The sequence below is a fragment of the Aeromicrobium sp. Root344 genome, assembly GCF_001425755.1.
Taxonomy (GTDB): domain Bacteria; phylum Actinomycetota; class Actinomycetes; order Propionibacteriales; family Nocardioidaceae; genus Aeromicrobium.
On record NZ_LMDH01000001.1, the window covers coordinates 529,495 to 550,053 of the forward strand.

The 20,559-nt window shown below is 69.5% G+C and carries 16 protein-coding genes; 12 read left to right on the forward strand and 4 right to left on the reverse strand.

Annotation, left to right across the window (positions count from 1 at the left end; translation table 11 throughout):
* Window positions 1-56 precede the first annotated feature (56 nt).
* A complete protein-coding gene (locus ASC61_RS02590) occupies window positions 57-2,843 on the reverse strand; it encodes a 5'-nucleotidase C-terminal domain-containing protein (RefSeq protein ID WP_056208911.1) in 2,787 nt (928 codons plus the stop codon).
* Between the two features lie 286 nt (window positions 2,844-3,129).
* On the opposite strand from ASC61_RS02590, the gene deoC reads away from it, so the two are divergent.
* The 7 genes from deoC (at window position 3,130) to ASC61_RS02625 (ending at window position 9,305) form a co-directional block, all read left to right on the forward strand.
* A complete protein-coding gene (gene deoC / locus ASC61_RS02595) occupies window positions 3,130-4,062 on the forward strand; it encodes a deoxyribose-phosphate aldolase (RefSeq protein WP_235503461.1) in 933 nt (310 codons plus the stop codon).
* 1 nt (window position 4,063) lies between these two features.
* A complete protein-coding gene (locus ASC61_RS02600; RefSeq protein WP_056208919.1) occupies window positions 4,064-5,506 on the forward strand; it encodes an aldehyde dehydrogenase family protein in 1,443 nt (480 codons plus the stop codon).
* Window positions 5,503-6,366, forward strand: a complete 864-nt coding sequence (locus ASC61_RS02605; RefSeq protein ID WP_056208922.1) for an aldehyde dehydrogenase family protein — start codon at window positions 5,503-5,505, stop codon at window positions 6,364-6,366. Before ASC61_RS02600 ends, ASC61_RS02605 begins: the two co-directional genes overlap by 4 nt.
* A 72-nt stretch (window positions 6,367-6,438) precedes the next feature.
* Window positions 6,439-7,011 carry a uridine kinase family protein gene (locus tag ASC61_RS02610; protein WP_056208925.1) on the forward strand — a complete coding sequence of 191 codons (573 nt, stop codon included), beginning with the start codon at window positions 6,439-6,441 and terminating at the stop codon, window positions 7,009-7,011.
* A gap of 73 nt (window positions 7,012-7,084) precedes the next feature.
* Window positions 7,085-7,717: an RNA polymerase sigma factor gene (locus ASC61_RS02615; RefSeq protein WP_235503462.1), complete on the forward strand. Its 633-nt coding sequence runs from the start codon at window positions 7,085-7,087 to the stop codon at window positions 7,715-7,717.
* 1 nt (window position 7,718) lies between these two features.
* Window positions 7,719-8,684, forward strand: a complete 966-nt coding sequence (locus ASC61_RS02620) for an RsiV family protein (RefSeq protein WP_056208931.1) — start codon at window positions 7,719-7,721, stop codon at window positions 8,682-8,684.
* A gap of 81 nt (window positions 8,685-8,765) precedes the next feature.
* Window positions 8,766-9,305, forward strand: a complete 540-nt coding sequence (locus tag ASC61_RS02625) for a DUF488 domain-containing protein (RefSeq protein ID WP_056208937.1) — start codon at window positions 8,766-8,768, stop codon at window positions 9,303-9,305.
* Between the two features lie 2 nt (window positions 9,306-9,307).
* Here ASC61_RS02625 and ASC61_RS02630 read toward each other — a convergent pair whose 3' ends face one another.
* Complete coding sequence (locus ASC61_RS02630; RefSeq protein ID WP_056208941.1) at window positions 9,308-11,479, reverse strand: thiamine pyrophosphate-dependent enzyme; 2,172 nt, start codon at window positions 11,477-11,479, stop codon at window positions 9,308-9,310.
* 181 nt (window positions 11,480-11,660) lie between these two features.
* On the opposite strand from ASC61_RS02630, the gene ASC61_RS02635 reads away from it, so the two are divergent.
* The 5 genes from ASC61_RS02635 (at window position 11,661) to ASC61_RS02655 (ending at window position 18,932) form a co-directional block, all read left to right on the forward strand.
* The gene (locus tag ASC61_RS02635; protein WP_056208946.1) at window positions 11,661-12,923 is read left to right on the forward strand and encodes a choice-of-anchor P family protein; all 1,263 of its coding nucleotides are present in this window, start codon (window positions 11,661-11,663) and stop codon (window positions 12,921-12,923) included.
* A gap of 154 nt (window positions 12,924-13,077) precedes the next feature.
* Window positions 13,078-13,434 (forward strand): cupin domain-containing protein, encoded by a 357-nt coding sequence (locus tag ASC61_RS02640; RefSeq protein ID WP_056208948.1) that lies wholly within the window; start codon window positions 13,078-13,080, stop codon window positions 13,432-13,434.
* Window positions 13,435-13,531: 97 nt separating this feature from the next.
* A complete protein-coding gene (lon, locus tag ASC61_RS02645) occupies window positions 13,532-15,862 on the forward strand; it encodes an endopeptidase La (RefSeq protein ID WP_056208951.1) in 2,331 nt (776 codons plus the stop codon).
* Between the two features lie 158 nt (window positions 15,863-16,020).
* Window positions 16,021-17,877 (forward strand): 2-oxoacid:acceptor oxidoreductase subunit alpha, encoded by a 1,857-nt coding sequence (locus tag ASC61_RS02650; protein WP_056208954.1) that lies wholly within the window; start codon window positions 16,021-16,023, stop codon window positions 17,875-17,877.
* The gene (locus tag ASC61_RS02655; RefSeq protein ID WP_056208959.1) at window positions 17,874-18,932 is read left to right on the forward strand and encodes a 2-oxoacid:ferredoxin oxidoreductase subunit beta; all 1,059 of its coding nucleotides are present in this window, start codon (window positions 17,874-17,876) and stop codon (window positions 18,930-18,932) included. The genes ASC61_RS02650 and ASC61_RS02655 overlap by 4 nt, the downstream gene beginning before the upstream one ends.
* A 71-nt stretch (window positions 18,933-19,003) precedes the next feature.
* Here ASC61_RS02655 and ASC61_RS02660 read toward each other — a convergent pair whose 3' ends face one another.
* Window positions 19,004-20,086: an adenosine deaminase gene (locus ASC61_RS02660; protein WP_056208964.1), complete on the reverse strand. Its 1,083-nt coding sequence runs from the start codon at window positions 20,084-20,086 to the stop codon at window positions 19,004-19,006.
* A gap of 12 nt (window positions 20,087-20,098) precedes the next feature.
* Window positions 20,099-20,554: a MaoC family dehydratase gene (locus ASC61_RS02665; RefSeq protein ID WP_056208970.1), complete on the reverse strand. Its 456-nt coding sequence runs from the start codon at window positions 20,552-20,554 to the stop codon at window positions 20,099-20,101.
* Window positions 20,555-20,559: the final 5 nt, after the last annotated feature.

Here is a 20,559-nt window from a genome sequence, read left to right on the forward strand (position 1 = left end):
GGATCCGGGACCGCCCGGGGACGGCGTGCAGCCGTCCCCGGGCCGTCACCAGGTGATTAGTTGACGACGCGGATCGTGAAGTCCGACGTCGAGGGCAGGGCCAGGCTGTTGCCGCCGTAGCTCGCCGTCATCTTCTGCGTCCCTGCGCTCGTGAACTTCTTGAGCGTCACCGTCGCCAGGCCGTTCTTGACCGTCGCCCACCCGTACTGGGTGCTGCCGCGGTAGATGCGGACCGTGCCGGAGGTCACCGTGAAACCGGTGGCGGTGACCTTGACCTTGACCGTCGCAGCGGTCTTGTTGCGGACGACCTTGCCGGTGACGTACGACTTGGTGGCCTTGGTCGCGCCTCGCGTCACGGTGAGCGTCGCCGTCGTGCTGGTCGGGTCGAACTTCTCGTCCCCGCCGTAGAACACCTTGAGGTCGTACGAGCCGGGCTTGAACGCGGTCTTGCCCAGCGTCACGGTGCCCGCGCCGTCGGTCAGGAAGCCCATGCCGACCAGCTCGCCGCCGTAGGTGACGTAGACGAGGCCGGACGCCTCGGCGTCAGCGGTGACCTCGACGAGGGGCGACGTGCCGTACTTGGTCGACGCGACGACCGCGCCGAAGCCCGAGCCGCCCTTGACGATCTCGATGGGCTCGGTCGACGCCGACGACGCCTGGTGGAGGGTGTCGCCGGAGTAGGACACCGTCAGGGTGTGGTCGTCAGCGCTGAGCTTGCTCGCGTTGACCTCGACCGACGCCGATCCGTCGACGAGCGGGCCGCTCGCCAGCTCGGTCGAGCCGTCCTTGACCGTGACCGTGCCGGTCGGCGTGACGCCCGACTCCGAGGCCACGGTCGCCTCGACCGTGAACGTCGTGCCGGTCTTGGCCTTGGCCGGAGCCGTGGCGGTCGTCGTCGATGTCGCCTTGTCGACGACCAGCGGGATGCTCGCCTTGGTGCCGGTCGGCGCGGCCTCGACCTCGAGGGTCGCCGGGCCGATCAGGCCAGCCGGCAGGTCGAACGCCACGGTCGCCGAGCCGGCCGTGACCGGGAAGCTGCCGAGATCCGTCGTGGTGCCGCCGGACTTCAGCTTCGCGGTGACCGAGGTGTTGGCCGGGCTGCCGAGCGACGTGAGGTCGAGCTTCGGAAGCGTCACCGAGACCGAGTCGCCGGCCTCGTACGAGCTCTTGACGCCCGTGACCGCGAGCGAGCGACGCGCGAAGTCCGGGGACACCGGCGAGCTGGCGTCGAGGTAGTCGATGAACGACTGGTAGTCGACCAGGCCGCTGTCGACCGACGTGCCGAGCGTGAAGGCGCGGAAGTTGTCGCCGCCCGTCGTGAGGAACGCAGGCAGCGCGATCCGGTAGTTCTTGGCCGGGTCGATCGGCGCGCCGTCGATCGAGATCGAGGTGATGCGATCGCCCTCTGGCCGCGTCGGGTCGTACGTGTAGTGGACGTTCTTGGACAGCCCGAGCTGCAGGTACGCCCGTGTCGGGACGTTGCCGTCGACGTCGCGCTGCCACTGCTGCTCGAGCACCTTCTTGAAGTTCGCCCCCGAGAGCGTCGTGGTGCTGAGGTTGTTGACGAACGGCAGGACGCCGTTGGCCTCGGCGAACGTGATCTCGCCGTTGGCTCCGGTCGCCGGCGTGGATCCGGCGTACAGCAGCTCCGCGCGCAGGCCACCGGAGTTGGTGACGGCGATGTCGGCGCCGGCCGGAGTCTTGCCGACCGCGGACAGCAGGGCATCCGCCACGAGGTTGCCCAGCGTGGACTCGTTGGCCCGGTCGTCGCGCTTGCCGCCTGAGTAGGCCGTCGTGATGTCGGCGGTCTGCTTCGCGACGACGACGTTGCCCCGCTCAGCAGCGACCGCAAGAGCCGCGTCGGTGATGCTCTTGACCTGGGCCACGTCGGGATAGGCCTGGACGAGGGTCGCGTCGTCGGTCGTGACGCGGGCGACGTTGGACTGCGTGTACGACTTCACGTCGCCGGTGTCGCCGTCGACCGTCAGCTTGATGTTGCCGACGTTGGAGCCGTAGTTGCCGGTCTGGATGATCGGCCGCGTCCTGCTCGGCTCGCCGGGGATCGGAGCGTCGTAGGTGTACGCCTGGTGCGTGTGGCCCATGAAGATCGCGTCGACGTCGGGCGACGTCTGCTCGGCGATCTTCTTGAACACGTCGCTGTGCGCGACCTCGTACGCGTAGGACTGGGTGCCGTCGGGGGCGCCCTCGTGGATCGACGCGACGATGACGTCCGGCGGGGTCTGGGAGGCCTCCAGCTCGGCGACCGTGGCGTTGATCGCGTCGGTCGGGTCGGTGATCGTCACGCCCTCCATGCCGCCGGGGCTGACCAGCGAGAGCGTCTCCTTGGTGACGGCTCCGACGACGGCGACCGAGACGCCGTTGACGTCGAACGTGGCCGACTTGTCCAGGAGCGGAGCGCCGTTGCGGAAGACATTGGCGGCGAGGAACGGGAAGTCGGCGGCGTCGGAGAGCCGGCCGACCAGGTCGTCGGCGCCCTTGTCGAACTCGTGGTTGCCGGCCGCCGAGGCGTCGAGGTGCAGCGCGTTGAGGACGTCGATCGTCGGGATGTCGCCCTGCGTCGCCGAGGCGAACAGCGAGGCGCTGACGTTGTCACCCGCCGAGATCAGCAGCGAGTTGTCGGACCCGCCTTCCTGGCGGATCTTCTCCACCGTGCCGGCGAACTTGACCGTGTTGGCGTCGATGCGCCCGTGGAAGTCGTTGATGCCGATCAGGTTGAGCGTCACGTCGTCTGCGGCGTCAGCCGGAGTGTTGACGAGCAGTGGAGCGGCCAGCAGCGTGGCAGCAGAAGCCGTCGCAAGCAGACGGCGAGAAGCGAACTTCACAGGTGTTCCTTTCGAGCCCCGAGTCCGTGATCGCCCCCGTGACGATCACCTCTGAGAGGAATCTGAAGATTCTCAGGAGTGGAGTAGAGCCACCTCACCCCGACTGAGAAACCTTGTCAACGAGTTTTACGAAGACGAAACGTGTCGAATCGGTGAAGTTTGCCGTGCAACGCGCGTTTCACGCGGGCGGGCGCTCCGGGGCGGCTCCAGCCATTCGCCGGACGGCCCATGCAGGAACTAACCTTGACGAGTGGCCCCGACGACGTGGCCGCATTCAGGAGGATTCGTGACTGGCGCCACCGCGTCCCTGCGCAAGACCCTCGGCGGGTTGCCCGGCGTCGACCAGGTCGGGCTCGAGGCCCGGGCCGCCGGACTCGGCACCCGGTCGATCAAGACCACGGCGAAGGCCTGGGCGATCGACCTCGCGATCTCGATGGTCGACCTCACGACGCTCGAGGGCGCCGACACCCCGGGCAAGGTCCGCGCGCTGGCCAACAAGGCCATGCGCCCCGACCCCACCGACCCCAGCTGCCCGTCAGCGGCCGCGGTCTGCGTCTATCCCGACATGGTCAAGATCGCCAAGGACACCCTCGGCGACTCCGGCCTGCACGTGGCCAGCGTCGCCACCGCGTTCCCGTCCGGCCGGGCCGCGCTCGACATCAAGCTCGCCGACACGCGCGACGCCGTCGAGGCCGGTGCCGACGAGATCGACATGGTCATCGACCGTGGCGCGTTCCTGACCGGCAACTACGAGCTGGTCTTCGACGAGATCGTCGCGACCAAGGAGGCCTGCGCCCGCCCCGACGGCTCGCACGCCCACCTCAAGGTCATCTTCGAGACCGGCGAGCTGCAGACGTACGACAACGTCCGCAAGGCGTCCTGGCTCTCGATGATGGCCGGCGCCGACTTCATCAAGACCAGCACCGGCAAGGTGCAGCCCGCCGCGACACTGCCGGTCACTCTCGTGATGCTCGAGGCAGTCCGCGACTTCCGCGCCGAGACCGGGCGCCAGGTCGGGGTCAAGCCCGCGGGCGGCATCAAGACGTCCAAGGACGCGATCAAGTACCTCGTGATGGTCAACGAGATCGTCGGCGAGGACTGGCTCGATCCCGACTGGTTCCGGTTCGGCGCGTCCTCGCTCCTCAACGACCTGCTGCTGCAGCGCCAGAAGATTGCCACCGGCCACTACTCCGGCCCCGACTACGTGACGTTGGACTGACATGACGAAATTCGAGTACGCACCAGCGCCCGAGTCGCGCGCGATCGTCGACATCAAGAGCTCCTACGGCCTCTACATCGGCGGCGAGTTCGTCGACGGCAAGGGTGGCTCGTTCAAGTCGATCAGCCCGTCGACCGAGGAGGTGCTCGCCGAGGTCACCGAGGCGACCGCCGACGACGTCGACCTGGCGGTCAAGTCCGCGCGACAGGCGTACGACAAGGTCTGGTCCAAGCTGCCGGGCAGTGAGCGCGCCAAGTACCTCTACCGCATCGCGCGCATCATGGCCGAGCGCAGCCGCGAGTTCGCCGTGCTGGAGTCGCTCGACAACGGCAAGCCGATCAAGGAGTCACGCGACGTCGACCTGCCGCTGGTCTCGCAGTGGTTCTTCTACTACGCCGGCTGGGCCGACAAGCTCGGCCACGCGGGCCTCGGCCCTGACCCCAAGGCGCTCGGCGTCGCGGGCCAGGTCATCCCGTGGAACTTCCCGATCATGATGCTGGCGTGGAAGATCGCCCCGGCGCTCGCGGCCGGCAACACCGTCGTGCTCAAGCCGGCCGAGACCACCCCCTTGACGGCGCTGCTGTTCGCCGAGGTGTGCCAGCAGGCCGAGCTGCCGCCGGGCGTCGTCAACATCATCACGGGCGCCGGCGCCACCGGTCAGGCCCTCGTCGAGCATCCTGACGTCGACAAGGTCGCATTCACCGGCTCCACCGCGGTCGGCAAGGCCATCGCGCGCTCGGTCGCCGGCACGTCCAAGAAGGTGACCCTCGAGTTGGGCGGCAAGGCCGCCAACATCGTGTTCGACGACGCCCCGCTCGACCAGGCGGTCGAGGGCATCGTCGGCGGCATCTTCTTCAACCAGGGCCACGTGTGCTGCGCCGGCTCACGTCTCCTGGTGCAGGAGAGCGTCTACGACGAGGTCATCGACAAGCTCAAGCAGCGCATGTCGACGCTGCGCCTCGGCGACCCGCTCGACAAGAACACCGACATCGGCGCGATCAACTCCGCCGAGCAGCTCGCCCGCATCAAGGAGCTGTCCGACGTCGGAGACGCCGAGGGCGCCGAGCGGTGGTCCGCACCGTGCGAGATCCCCGACAGCGGTTTCTGGTTCGCACCGACGATCTTCACCGGTGTCACGCAGGCCCACCGCATCGCGCGCGAGGAGATCTTCGGCCCGGTGCTGTCGATCCTGACGTTCCGCACGCCCGCCGAGGCGGTCGAGAAGGCCAACAACACGCCCTACGGCCTGTCGGCCGGCGTCTGGACCGAGAAGGGCTCGCGGATCCTGTCGATGGCCAACCAGCTGCGCGCCGGCGTCGTCTGGGCCAACACGTTCAACAAGTTCGACCCCGCGTCGCCGTTCGGCGGCTACAAGGAGTCGGGCTACGGCCGCGAGGGCGGGCGCCACGGCCTCGCCGCCTACCTGCAGGGAGCATCGGCATGACCAGGCTCGACGTGCGCAAGACGCACAAGCTCTACATCGGCGGCGCGTTCCCCCGCTCGGAGTCCGGCCGGACGTTCGAAGCCCTCGACGCCAAGGGCGGCTTCCTCGGCAACATGGCACTTGCCTCGCGCAAGGACGCGCGCGACGCGGTGCTCGCCGCCCGCAAGGCGTTCGGCGGCTGGTCGACGCGTACGCCCTACAACCGCGGCCAGGTCGTCTATCGCCTCGCCGAGGTCATGGAGGGCCGGCGCGACCAGTTCATCGAGCAGCTGCGTGCCGCCGAAGGCCTCAACGACAAGAAGGCCACGACCTACGTCGACGCCGCGATCGACCGCGTGGTCTGGTACGCCGGCTGGGCCGACAAGTACGTCCAGGTGCTCGGCAACGGCAACCCGGTCTCGGGACCGTTCTTCAACCTGTCGACGCCTGAGCCCACCGGAGTCGTCGCGACCGTGGCGCCGAGTGGCCCGCTGCTCGGCCTCGTGTCCGTCATCGCGCCCGCCATCGTCACGGGCAACACCGTCGTCGTGATCGCGAGCGAGAAGTATCCCGTGCCGGCCGTGACGCTGTCGGAGTGCATGGCCACGTCGGACCTGCCGGGCGGTGTCGTCAACATCCTGACCGGCAAGGCTGCGGAGATCGCCCCGTGGCTGGCCTCGCACATGGACGTCAACGCGCTCGACCTCGCCGGCGTCGACGACCCCGAGCTCGCCGCCTCGCTCGAGGTCGCAGCCGCCGACAACCTCAAGCGCGTGCTGCGTGCACCCACGGCGCCGGTCGACTGGCTCGCCGAGCCGACGCTGGCCCGCCTCGAAGGGCTTGTCGAGACCAAGACCGTCTGGCACCCGATCGGTGTGTGACGGGACGTCCCTTCGACAGGCTCAGGGACCGTTCCTTGAGCCTGTCGAAAGGACTTCGTCGAGCGGGATCTGATGGGCGTCGTCATCCTCGCCGGGCCTTCGGGGTCGGGCAAGTCTCATCTGGCTGAACGCCTCGGCTGGCCGGTGCTGCGCCTCGACGATTTCTACCGCGACATCGACGAGCCCCACATGCCACGCTCGAGCCTCGGCATCGTCGACTGGGACGACCCTGCGTCGTGGAGCTCCGTCGACGCCGTGGGCACGATCGCCGAGCTGTGTGCGGCGGGCACGGTCGAGGTTCCGGTGTACGACATCGCCGCGAGCCGTCGCACCGGGACCCAGACGTTGTCGGCGCCCGGCGGCCGGTTCATCGCCGAGGGACTGTTCGCACCGGTCATCGTCGACGCCTGCCGCGAAGCCGGCATCCTCGACGCCGCGATCTGCCTGCGGCGCCACCGCGTGATCACGTTCGCGTTGCGCCTCACCCGCGACCTGCGCGAGGGCCGCAAGCCGCCGTGGGTCCTCGTACGCCGGGGCTGGCGGTTGCTCAAGGACGAGCCCCGGATCGTCGCCGAAGCCGTCGCACACGGCTGCGAGGCGATGACTCCTCGCGAGGCGCGGGCCCTTCTTCGCAACCTGCCCTGACGGCTTGGCAACCTCAGGCGTCCCCAGACGTCTACAGGGATGAAGGTTCATCCCTACGACCGATGAGGATCACGTGTCCATCCCGACATTCCGTTCCCGCACGCCGGCACCGCTCGGCGCGCCTCGAACCCCGCCGCGAGTGCCACCATTGCGCATGGACGTCGCGCCGCCCCCGGCCGAGCTGCCCACGCTCGACGAGCTCTATCGCGCGAACCGGCTGCACATGGTCCGGCTCGCGATGTTGCTGGTCGACGACGTCGCGACCGCCGAGGACGTCGTCCAGGACGCGTTCGCGGGCGTGGCCAAGGCGTGGGCCCGGCTCGAGAGCGAAGCCGCCATGCGGGCCTATCTGCGTACGTGCGTCGTCAACACCGCGCGGTCCGTGCTGCGGCGTCGTCGCACCGCACGGTCGTACGTCCCACCACTGAGCCCGACCGCGCCGGGCGCCGACGAGGCGGCGGTGCTCAGCGAGGAGCACCGCGAGGTGATCGAGGCACTCGGCACATTGCCACAGCGTCAGCGCGAGGTCCTCGTGCTGCGCCATTGGTCGTCGCTGTCCGAGGCCGAGGTCGCCGAGACGCTCGGCATCTCCCGCGGCACGGTCAAGTCGAGCAGCAGCCGCGGCCTGGCGGCCCTGCGCTCCGCGCTGGCGACGAGACCTGACCGCCCCTCCCCCGCCACCCCCGACTCCAGAGACGAGAACTGACATGACCCGCACCGACCCCGGCTTCACCGACCACGAGATCGAAGCGCTCCTGGCTTCCGCCTTGACGGCGCGATCGGAGCAGATCGATCACGACGACCTGCACGCGTACGCTCCGCTCGCGGAGCCGCAGCCCCGCCGCGACCGCCTTGCGCCCGTACGCCGCATCGGTTCCTCAGGCTGGGTGCGGCCACTGCCGATCGCTGCGATGGTCGCAACGGCCGCGGCGTTCGTGATCGCGGTCAGCGGGGTGTCGATCCCCGGCACGTCGAGCCCCGACGCCGCACCTGTCGCGTACGTCGTGAGGTTCGACGGTGGACCGAGCGGTGACGCGCACCTGAAGGCGTCGTTCACCCCGCACGACGTGCCGATCGACGGAGGCACCAAGGCGACGAGCACCTATCCGCTCGTCGTGGTGACCGGCGGCACCCCGAAGCTGGAGAAGCAGGTCATGGATGCGGCGAACGCCAAGATCGTGGCGGAGATCAACGCCTACCGCAAGCAGCTCCGCGCCCTCGGCCTGACGTCGCGCAGGCTCAGCCAGACCATCACGGTGCGATCGGATGCCCAGGCCGGCCACGCGGTGTCGATCGTGTTCGACGTCGTCAACGACTTCGGCGGCGCGGTGCCGACCACCACGTCGACGGCAGCCGTGATCGACAAGCGCACGGGCCACGCGTTCAGCGCCACCGACCTGTTCGCCGACGTTCCGGCGGCCGACCGGATCATGCGGCGGGCGATCCAGCGCGCCACCGAACCGGCTCCGGCCACGGCCGAGGACCTCGCGGCCCTCAGCATGGACGACACGGCGACGGGCCTGACCTCACCTCTCACGTGGTACCCGACCAAGGCCGGGCTGCGCTGGGTCGTCGACCGAGGCGCCGTCGCGTCGGACGCCCAGGGCGAGCCGGCCGTGACGGTCTCGTGGGCACGCCTCGCCGGCCAGATCGCCGCTGAGCAAGGCTTCTGAGCCAGAGCCGTCGTGCCGGTCGGCCCTCGGGTCGACCGGCACGCCACGCTCGTCCCTGCGAAAGTGGTGGCAGGAGGTCGTATGCGAGATGAGCCGGAGCTGCTCACCGTCGGGCACGGACGCCTCGACGGCGCGGAGCTCAGCGCGGTGTTGCTGACCGCCCAGGTCGATCTCGTCGTGGACATCCGCCGGTTCCCGGGGAGCCGGCACAACCCCGGCGTCGCCCAGGAGCCCCTCGAGGCGAGCCTCGCCCAGGTCGGCATCGGCTATCGCTGGGACCCACGCCTCGGAGGCCGGCGAACCTCGTCGTCGGTGCCGCCGCCCGATCCGTGGTGGCAGGTGGCGGCGTTCCGGGCGTACGCGGAACACACCCGCACGGCGGAGTTCCAGGACGGACTCCGAGAGCTGCTGGCGTCCGTGTCTGAGCACCGTGTCGCCGTGATGTGCAGCGAGAGTGTCTGGTGGCGGTGCCATCGCCGGATCGTGGCCGACGTCGTCGCCCTGACGACCGACGTCCATGTGCGGCACCTCATGCACGACGGTCGCCGTTCGGACCACCCCGCGTCCGAAGGCGCCCGCGTCGTCGGCGAGCATCTCGTGACGTGGGACCGTGACGTCTGACCTCAGTCGACGATCCGCCGCACGACCTCGGTGATGAGTCCCTCCGAGAGCAGCACGTGATCAGCGGCGGGACCCAACGGGATGAAGCTGTCGGCGCTGGTCACCCGCACGATGCGGCCCGTGTGGCCGCCGTCGACGAGCGCCGTGACGATCGACTCGGACACGCCGCCGCTGCGCCGGGTCTCATCGACGACCACGACCCGGTCGAAGCCGGCCGCGGTGCGGAGCAGCTCTTCGTGCGGGAGCGGTGACAGCCACTGCAGGTCGAGGACCGTGCAGCCGATGGTGGGCGCAAGCTGCGCCGCCGCGCGCAGGCTGAGGCGTACGCCGTTGCCGAACGTCACCATCAGGACGTCGCGTCCCTCGCCGTAGGTGCGGACGCGGCCGAGCTCCGCGCTGGACTCGGCCGGCCACGCCGCCGGCGGCGCGTACGTGCCGGTCCACGCGCCGTCACCGTCCTGCAGGTCACGCTGGTGGTAGAGCGCGATCGGCTCGAGATAGACGCAGACCCGGCCCTCCCCGGCGAGCGCCAGGCACTCGCGGAGCAGCTGTGGCGCGTTGGCCGGATGGCTCGGCACCGCCAGGACGAGTCCGGGGATGTCGCGGAGCACGGCGACCGAGTTGTCGTTGTGGAAGTGGCCGCCGAAGCCCTTCTGGTAGGCCAGGCCGGCGACGCGTACGACCATGCCGTTCTGGTACTGGCCGTTGGAGAAGAAGCGCAGGGTCGCCGCCTCGCCTCGCAGCTGGTCCTCGGCGTTGTGGAGATAGGCGAGGTACTGGATCTCGGGGATCGGCAGGAACCCGGCGAGCGCCGAGCCGAGCGCGGTGCCCAGGATCGTCTGCTCGTCGAGCAGGGTGTCGAACACCCGAGTGGCCCCGAACGCCTTGCGAAGCCCACGGGTCACGCCGTAGACCCCGCCCTTGCGGCCGATGTCCTCGCCGAACACGAGCGCCTCGGGATGGGCCGCCAGCGCGTCCTTGAGCGCGGCGTTGACGCTCTGGGCCAGGCTCAGCGGACCCTCGTCCTCGGGCAGCCTGCCACCGAAGACGGACTGCCGCCGCTCCGGCGTCGCCAGCAGGTCATGGCGGGGCCGGCGCGCCGTGATGGGCTCGGCGATCAGCTCGGGGTCGTCGAGCCGACGGGCGCCCGCCAATGCCTTGGCCCGCTGCATGACGGTGGCGCGCGCGTCCTCGTAGCGCGCGAGTGCGGTCTCGGCGGTCAGCACGCCGGCATCGATCAGCACGCCGGCCGTCGCCAGCACCGGGTCGCGGGCGTAGTCGTCCTCGATCTCGCGCTGGGAGCGATAGGCGATCTCGGCGTCCGAGCCGGCATGTCCCATGAACCGGACGGTGCGCAGGTGCAGGATCGCCGGCCGGCGCTCCGACCGCACCCGATCGGCCAGGCGCGACGCGGTGGCGAGCAGCTCGACCGGCTCCGTGCCGTCGACGACCGCGTACTCGATGCCCGGCCACGACGTCAGCGAACGCTCGACCCAGCCGGCCGGCGACTTGGTGCTGATGCCGATGCCGTTGTCCTCGCAGACGTACAGGATCGGCAGCGGAGCGCCCTGGTGCGCACAGTAGGCCGAGGCGTTGAGCGCTCCGACAGCGGTCGAGTGGTTGGCCGACGCGTCGCCGAAGCTGCACACCACGACCGAGTCGAGCGGCCACGGCGGCACGACCTCGGAGCGCGGTGCCCGCCCGAGCGCGAACGCCAGCCCGAACGCCCGCGGCAGGTGCGAGCCGATCGTCGAGGTCTGCGGGATGACGTTGAGGCCGGCGTTGCCGAAGACCTTGTGCCGGCCCCCGGAGATCGGGTCGCTCGTCGACGCGAGGGCGCCGTTGAGCACGTCGTCGATCGCCGAGGTCCCGGCGACCTGGCCCGCGCGCGCAGCGTAGAAGCCGCCCGACCGGTAGTGCAGCAGCGCCGGATCGCTCGGTCGCAGCGCCAGGGCGACCGCAGCGTTGCTCTCGTGGCCGGCCGACCCGATCGTGTAGAACGCCTCGCCCTTCGTCTGCAGCCAGCGGATCGCCAGGTCGAGATGACGGCTCTGGAGCTGGGCGTCGAAGTAGGCCAGCAAGGTCTCGGGGTCCGGCACGGACGTGTGTGCGTCAGGCCGGGCCGGCCACCCACGCAACCGCCGGACGACGTGATCGTCGATCGACTCGGGCATGTCTCAACGTATCGCGCGCACGGGTCGCCCGGACCCGGGCCCTGACCTGCCCAAACAGCGACTCGGCCGGGCTGGCGAGCAAATAGTGTCGTCCTGACCGTTACCAGTCGGGCGCTGGCTCGTTGACTGATATGGCCGCAGTGACGCGACCTTCGGGGGGTTCATCACTCACGGAGGTCCCATGTCCCGCCGCCCCATCGCACTCCTGGCGTCGGCTGCCACCTTGGCCGCCGTCGCCTTGGCCGCACTGCCGGCCCAGGGTGCCGAACCAGATCCCAACACGCCCTACGCCTATTACGGCGCAGCCGGCGGTACGTACGTACGCGTGCTCGGCAGCACCGTCATCTCTGATCCGACCGCCGCGTCGAGCATCAGCGGCACGACGTACCCGAACCAGCAGTCCAACAACGTCGCCTCTGCCGAGGTCGGCACGTTGGTCAGGGCGGGTGCCGTCACGTCGAGCGTCGACGTCACGAAGGTCGGCACGACGGTGACCGAGACGGCGAAGGCGCAGACCGCCAACGTGTCGCTGCTCAACGGCCTCATCAAGGTCAACGCGCTCAAGACCGTCACGCACGCGACCCGTACCGGCACGGTCCTCGCCGGCGACAGCGACACCGAGCTCGTCGGCGTCGCCATCAAGGGCAAGAACATCCCCCTCGACGTCGACAACAACTTCGGGGTGGACATCGCCGGCATCGCGTCGATCATCCTCAACGAGAAGAAGGTCGAGGTCGTCGGAGGCAAGATCACGGTCACCGGTTCGGCGCTCAAGGTGAAGCTCCTCAAGGCCTACGAGGGCTCGCCGATCGGCACGACGATCACGGTCAACCCGACGACGGCATCCCTGTCGCCCAGCCAGAGCACGGCCACGCCGGTCGGCGGCTTCGCCTACGGGACGTACGCCAAGGTGAACGTCGGCACGAGCATCAAGGTGATCTCCGGGACCAGCGCGTTGGCCGCCACGCCTCAGGGCAGCACGTTCGGCTACGACATCTACAACCGCACCGCACAGCTCAACGTGCCGCTGGTGCTCCAGGTCGGTGCGATCCAGTCCGTCGCCAACTCGATCAGTGGCGCGTCGACGGCCGACGTCACGCACAGCAACGAGACCGCCGGCGTCAACGTGCTGAACGGGCTGATCAGGGCCGATGCCATCAAGGTCAGTGCGAGGTCGCAGAAGTTCTCGCCCGGAGTGCGGACCAACACGGCCAAGACCGAGCTGGTCAACCTCATCATCGGTGGCAAGAAGATCGCCCTCGACCCCGCGGTGAACACGACCACCACGATTCCGAAGATCGTGAAGGTCGTCATCAACGAGCAGACGATCGACGCTTGGAGCTCCAAGGTGGTCGGTCTGCACGTCACCCTCCTCTCACCGAGGAGCGGCCTGACGACGGGCGCGGAGATCTACGTCGCGGTGGCGGCGTCGGTCACGTACTGAGCTGAACGGCACAGGAGCCCGGCCCTCGGGGGACCGGGCTCCTGTGCTGTCCGGAGCCAGGGTGTCGTCGGCCTCTTCCCACGGCCGCGATCCAGGCGCATCATCGATGAAGGGGCCTTCTGCCACAGAAGGATCGACCACCAGGAGATGCCTCATGTCCACGACTTCGCTCAACATCGACACCCCTCACGAGACTCGCCCGTTCAAGGACCACGGCCACCTCGACGTCGTCACCCTCGAAGGATTCACGCTCGGCCGCGGCGTGTTCGAGCCGGGCTGGAGATGGTCGGAGGATGTCAAGCCGATCGCCGGCACCGAGTCCTGCCAGACCCGGCACACGGGCTTCTGCCTGTCGGGGCAGATGACCGTACGCTCCGACGACGGGTCCGAGCTCACCGTGAGCCCCGGCGACGTCGTGGTGATCGAGCCGGGCCACGACGCCTGGACCGTCGGCGACGAGCCGTGCGTCCTGATGGACACCGGCGTCGCCGCGTACGCGGTGTCCGACTGACGCCCCAGTCCGCCGACAGCGAACACGGGACTGTCGGCGGAATGGCTGCACCCTTCACACAGTTGAGCCCATCAGACTCAACTCTGAGGAGAGACCCGTGAGCGCATTGCAGAAGTTCCCCGTGCTGGCCCTCGAGGACGTCGTCGTCCTGCCCGGCATGGTCGTCCCCATCGAGCTCGACGACGCCGCGCGTGCCGCGGTCGACGCGGCCCGCACCAGCAACGACGACCGGCTCCTGGTCGCCCCCCGCCTCGAGGACCGCTACGCCACGCACGGCGTGATCGCGACGATCCAGCAGGTCGGCCGCCTCCCCGGTGGCGGACCCGGCGCCGTGATCCAGGCCGAGCAGCGCGCGCACATCCAGGGCGGCGTGACCGGCCCGGGTGCCGCGCTCTGGGTCGAGGCCGAGCTGATCGACGACGAGCCGGTCACCGAGCACGTCCGTGAGCTGGCCGGCGACTACAAGGGCCTGCTCGTGACGATCCTGCAGAAGCGCAACGCGTGGCAGGTCATCGACTCGGTGCAACGCCTCACCGATCCGAGCGCCCTCGCGGACACCGCGGGCTACGCGTCGTACCTCGACCTCGAGCAGAAGCGCGAGCTCCTCGAGACCCCCGAGGTCGAGCTGCGCCTCACCCTGCTGATCGAGTGGGCCCGCTCCTACCTCGCCGAGAGCGAGGTCAACGAGAAGATCTCCGAGTCGGTCCAGGAGAGCATCGACAAGAACCAGCGTGAGTTCGTGCTGCGCCAGCAGCTCGCCGCGATCCGCAAGGAGCTCGGCGACGACGAGCCCGAGGGCACGCAGGACTACCGCGCCCGCGTCGAGGAGGCAGACCTGCCCGAGGACGTCCGCAAGGCGGCCCTGCGTGAGGTCGGCAAGCTCGAGCGCGGCAGCGACCAGAACCCCGAGTCGGGCTACATCCGTACGTGGCTCGACACCGTGCTCGAGCTGCCGTGGGGCGTCAAGACAGAGGACAACACCGACATCACGGGTGCCCGCGAGGTGCTCGACGCCGACCACCACGGCCTCGACGACGTGAAGGACCGCATCGTGGAGTACCTCGCCGTACGCGCTCGCCGCAGCGAGCGTGGCCTCGAGGTCGTCGGCGGCCGCGGATCGGGCGCCGTGATGGCGCTCGTCGGCCCTCCCGGTGTCGGCAAGACGTCGCTCGGCGAGAGCGTGGCTCGCGCCCTCGGCCGCAACTTCGTCCGCGTCGCCCTCGGCGGCGTGCGCGACGAGGCCGAGATCCGTGGCCACCGTCGGACGTACGTCGGTGCGCTGCCGGGCCGTTTGGTCCGCGCGATCGGCGAGGCCGGCTCGATGAACCCCGTCGTGCTGCTCGACGAGATCGACAAGGTCGGCGCCGACTACCGCGGGGATCCCGCGGCGGCGCTGCTCGAGGTCCTCGATCCGGCGCAGAACCACACGTTCCGCGACCACTACCTCGACCTCGACCTGGACCTCTCGGACGTGCTGTTCCTGGCGACCGCGAACGTGATCGAGCAGATCCCGCAGCCGTTGCTCGACCGCATGGAGCTCGTGCAGCTCGACGGCTACACCGAGGACGACAAGGTCGCGATCGCCCGTACGTACCTGGCCCCGCGCCAGCACGAGCGGGCCGCGCTCACGACCGACGAGGTCGAGATCACGGACGGTGCGCTGCGCGAGATCGCGGCGTCGTACACGCGCGAGGCCGGCGTGCGCCAGATGGAGCGGCTGCTCGCCAAGGTGTTCCGCAAGGTCACGACCAAGCTGACCGATCCCGACGTGGCCAAGCCTGTCGTCGTCGACGAGAAGACCCTCGTCGACTACGTCGGCCGGCCCCGGTTCACGCCGGAGTCGGAGGAGCGCACAGCGGTGCCGGGCGTCTCGACCGGACTCGCGGTGACCGGCCTGGGCGGCGACGTGCTGTTCATCGAGGCCAGCGCGTACGACGGCGACCGCAGCCTCGCGATCACCGGGCAGCTGGGCGACGTCATGAAGGAGTCGGCGCAGATCGCGCTGTCCTACGTACGCTCGCACGCCGAGGCGATCGGCATCGACCCGGCGACGCTGGAGCGGGCGATCCACCTGCACGTGCCGGCCGGCGCGGTGCCCAAGGACGGCCCGTCCGCGGGCGTCACGATGGTCACGGCGCTGACGTCGCTGGCGCTCGGCCGCAACGTCCGGGCTGATGTCGGCATGACCGGCGAGGTCACCCTCAACGGGCGCGTCCTGCCGATCGGCGGCGTCAAGCAGAAGCTCATGGCCGCGCAGCGGGCCGGTCTCAAGACGGTGTTCATCCCGGCGCGCAACGAGGTCGACCTGGTCGACGTCCCCGAGGACGTCCTGGCCGAGCTCGACGTACGTCCGGTGGCCGACGTCGCCGAGATCCTGGCCCTGGCGCTCGAGCCGGTCGCCGAGGTCAGCGCGACCGTCGCCGCCTAGCGGCCCTTCGGTCCTTGGGCTTGTCGCAAGGAGTCCTTTCGACAAGCCCAAGGACCTTTCTCATCTAGAACACGTTCTCGTTTTGCTGGACCCAACGGCCATGTGCTGCCCCGGTTGTGGGTACGGTGTGTTGTAGAGCACACAAGAGGCAGGTGGCGATGACGGCGTCGAAGTCGACCGAAGAGCTCACGCGTGTCGTCATACGTTTTGCCGGTGACTCCGGCGACGGCATGCAGCTGACCGGTGACCGGTTCACGCAGGAGACAGCCGACTTCGGCAACGACCTGTCGACGCTGCCCAACTTCCCGGCCGAGATCCGGGCGCCCGCCGGCACGCTGCCGGGCGTCTCGTCGTTCCAGATCCACTTCGCCGACTACGACATCCTGACGCCCGGCGACCACCCCGACGTCCTGATCGCCATGAACCCCGCAGCGCTCAAGGCCAACATCGGCGACCTGCAGGCCGGCGGCACGGCGATCGTCGACGCGCACGAGTTCACCGACCGCAACCTCAAGCGGGTGGGCTACGAGTCCAATCCCCTCGAGGACGGATCGCTGAGCGACTACCAGCTGCACGCGATCGATCTGACCGGGCTGACCGTCGGCGCGGTCGAGGAGTTCGGGCTGTCGCGCAAGGACGCCTCGCGCGCCAAGAACATGTTCGCCCTCGGCCTCGTCAGCTGGATGTTCGGCCGCCCGATCGACGGCAGCGTCGCGTTCCTCGGCAAGAAGTTCGCGGGATCGCCGGCGATCCGCGACGCCAACGTCGCGGCCCTGCGCACGGGCTACAACTACGGCGAGACGACCGAGTCGTTCGCGGTGTCCTACGTCGTCAAGCCCGCCGTGATCCCGTCCGGCCGCTACCGCAACATCACCGGCAACACCGCGCTGTCGTACGGCATCGTCGCCGCGGGCCAGCTGTCTGGCCTGCAGGTGTTCCTGGGCGCCTACCCCATCACCCCGGCTTCGGACATCCTGCACGAGCTGTCGAAGCACAAGGCGTTCGGCGTCACCACGTTCCAGGCCGAGGACGAGATCGCCGGCGTCGGCGCGGCCCTCGGCGCGAGCTTCGCCGGATCGCTGGGCGTCACGACGACGTCAGGTCCCGGCCTCGCCCTCAAGGGCGAGACGATCGGCCTCGGGGTCATGCTGGAGCTGCCGCTCGTGATCATCGACGTGCAGCGCGGCGGCCCCTCGACGGGACTGCCGACCAAGACCGAGCAGTCCGATCTCCTGCAGGCGATGAACGGCCGCAACGGCGAGGCTCCCGTGCCGGTCGTCGCTGCACAGTCCCCCGCGGACTGCTTCGACGCCGCGATCGAGGCCGCCCGGATCGCGGTCACCTATCGCACCCCGGTCATCCTGCTGTCCGACGGCTACCTCGCCAACGGCTCGGAGCCGTGGAGCCTGCCCGACGTCGCGTCGTTGCCGCGGATCGAGCCCGACTTCGCCACCGCGGATCCCGACGCAGCCTTCCTGCCCTACGCCCGCGACCCGCAGACCCTCGCCCGCCCGTGGGCGCCGCCCGGCGTCGCCGGGCTCGAGCACCGCATCGGCGGCCTCGAGAAGGCCGACGGCACGGGCGACATCTCGTACGACCCGGCCAACCACGACCACATGGTGCGCCTGCGCCAGGCCAAGGTCGACGGCATCGCGGCGACGATCCCCGAGATCGAGGTCGACGACCCGGACGGCCACGCCAAGATCCTGGTGATCGGCTGGGGCTCGACCTACGGCCCGATCGGCGCCGGCTGCCGCCGCGCCCGCGTCGCCGGGCACCGCATCGCCCAGGCCCACCTGCGCCACCTCAACCCGTTCCCGGCCAACCTCGGCGAGGTGCTCGCCGCGTACGACCGGGTCATCGTGCCGGAGATGAACCTCGGCCAGCTGCGCAGCCTGCTGCGGGCCAAGTACCTCGTCGATGCCGAGGGCTACAACGCCGTGCGCGGCATGCCGTTCGGCGCCGCGGAGCTCGGCAAGCACTTCATCGAGCTGTGCATCAAGGAGGGCGAATGAGTGTAGATCTCGGCATGCCGCAGGGGCATGGACTCGAGGGCGTACCCACCGCCGACGAGCCGCAGACCCGCAAGGACTTCTCGTCGGACCAGGAGGTCCGCTGGTGCCCCGGGTGCGGCGACTACGCGATCCTCGCCGCCGTGCAGGGCTTCATGCCGGAGCTTGGGCTGCGCCGCGAGAACATCGTGTTCATCTCCGGCATCGGCTGCGCGGCACGGTTCCCCTACTACCTCGACACCTACGGACTGCACTCGATCCACGGCCGCGCGCCCGCGATCGCGACCGGCATCGCGACGACCCGCGCCGACCTCAGCGTGTGGGTCGTCACGGGCGACGGCGATGCGCTGTCGATCGGCGGCAACCACCTCATCCACGCGCTGCGCCGCAACGTCAACATGACGATCCTGCTGTTCAACAACCGCATCTACGGGCTGACCAAGGGGCAGTACTCCCCCACCTCGGAGCCCGGCAAGGTCACCAAGTCGACGCCGTTCGGGTCGATCGACGCACCACTCAACCCGTTGTCGCTGGCGCTCGGCGCCGAGGCGACGTTCGTGGCCCGCACGATCGACTCCGACCGCAAGCACCTCACGACGGTCCTGTCGGCGGCTGCCCGGCACCGCGGCACGTCACTGGTCGAGATCTACCAGAACTGCCCGATCTTCAACGACGGCGCGTTCGACGCGATCAAGGACCCGGAGACGCGCGACGACGCGATCATCCCCTTGGTGCACGGCGAGCCGATCCGCTTCGGCGTCGACGGCCGGCTCGGCGTCGTGCGTACGCCCGGCGGTGGCGTCGACGTGGTCGAGGTCGACGAGTCCAACGCGGCTGACGTGCTGGTGCACGACGCGCGCGCCGACGATGCGACCACGGCGTTCGCGCTGTCCCGCATCACCGATGGCGGAGCGGTGCGGCGAGCGCCGATCGGCATCTTCCGCCAGGTCGACCGGCCGACGTACGACGACCTGAGCCGTGAGCAGGCCGTGCTCGCGGGCGAGGCACCGTCGCTGCAGGACCTGCTCGACGGCCCCGACGCCTGGACCGTCGCCTGACCTCCGCGACGTGTGGACTTTCAGGCGCTTCCGAGTCGCCGTAGCGCCTCTAGCATCACAAATCGCGGGGACTAGAGCGCGGCGTAGGCAGGTTTGATGACGTCGTTGATGATCGCGAGGCGCTGGTCGAACGGCAGGAACGCGCTCTTCATGGCGTTGATCGTGAACCAGCGCAGGTCGGCGATGTCGTAGCCAAAGGCATCGACCAGGAGCTGGAACTCCCGGCTCATCGACGTACCGCTCATGAGCCGGTTGTCGCAGTTGACCGTGACGCGGAAGCCGAGGTCCTTGAGCTTGCCGATCGGGTGGTCCGCGATCGAGCGCATGTCGGGCACGGCGTGGGTCTGCAGGTTGGACGACGGGCACATCTCGAGCGGGATGCGGCGATCGCGGATGTAGGCCGCGAGACGCCCGAGCACGGGCCCGCCCGGGGCGTCGAAGTCGATGTCGTCGACGATGCGCACCCCGTGACCGAGGCGCTCGGCACCGCAGCGCTGGATCGCCTGCCAGATCGACGGCAGGCCGAACGCCTCGCCGGCGTGGATCGTGAAGTGCGCGTTCTCGCGGCGGAGGTACTCGAACGCCTCGAGGTGCAGGATCGGCGGGAAGCCGTCCTCGGCGCCGGCGATGTCGAAGCCGGCGACACCCCGGTCGCGATAGTCGACGGCGACCTCGGCGATCTCGAGGCCGCGCTTGGCGTGCCGCATCGCGGTGAGGAGCTGCCCCACGACGATCGGGTGGCCCAGGCCGGCGGCCTCCTCCTGGCCCTTGACGATGCCTTCCTGGACCGCCTCGACGGTCTCGGTCAGCGACAGTCCGGCCGACAGGTGCTGCTCGGGCGCCCAACGCAGCTCGGCATAGACGACGCCGTCCGTGGCCAGGTCGACGACGGCCTCACGAGCGACGCGCGCGAGGTCCTCGGGGCGCTGCATCACCGCGACGGTGTGGATGAACGTCTCGAGGTAGCGCTCGAGCGAGCCGGAGCTCGAAGCCTCCTCGAACCACGCCCCGAGGGACGCGGCGTCACCGGCCGGCAGGTCGTGGCCGATCTCGTCGGCGATCTCGACGATCGTCGCCGGGCGAACACCTCCGTCGAGGTGCTCGTGGAGGGCGACCTTGGGGGCCTTGGCGATCTGTTCGGACGTGGCGCTCACAGGGTCATCGTGTCATGACGCCATGAGGAGCACGACGGTCTCCGCCACGCAGGCCGGTTTGTCCTGGCCCTTGATCTCGACGGTGTGCTGCAACGTCGCGCGCTGGCCCTTCTCGATCTCCTCGACCTCGAGCAGCTCGACCCGGTTGCGCACCTTGGAGCCGACCAGCACGGGCGACACGAAGCGCACCTTGTTGAGGCCGTAGTTGACCCGCGCGACGTTGCCGGCGAATGCGTAGACCTGCGCGCCGAGGAACGGCAGCATCGACAGCGTGAGGTAGCCGTGGGCCACGGTCGCGCCGAACGGACCGTCGGCGGCCCGCTCGGGGTCGACGTGGATCCACTGGCGGTCGCCCGTGGCGTCGGCGAACAGGTCGATACGCTCCTGCGTGATCGCGACCCACTCGCTGACCCCGAGCTCCTGCCCCGCGGCCGCTGCGATCTCCTCGCGGTTGTTCAAGATGCGCATGACCT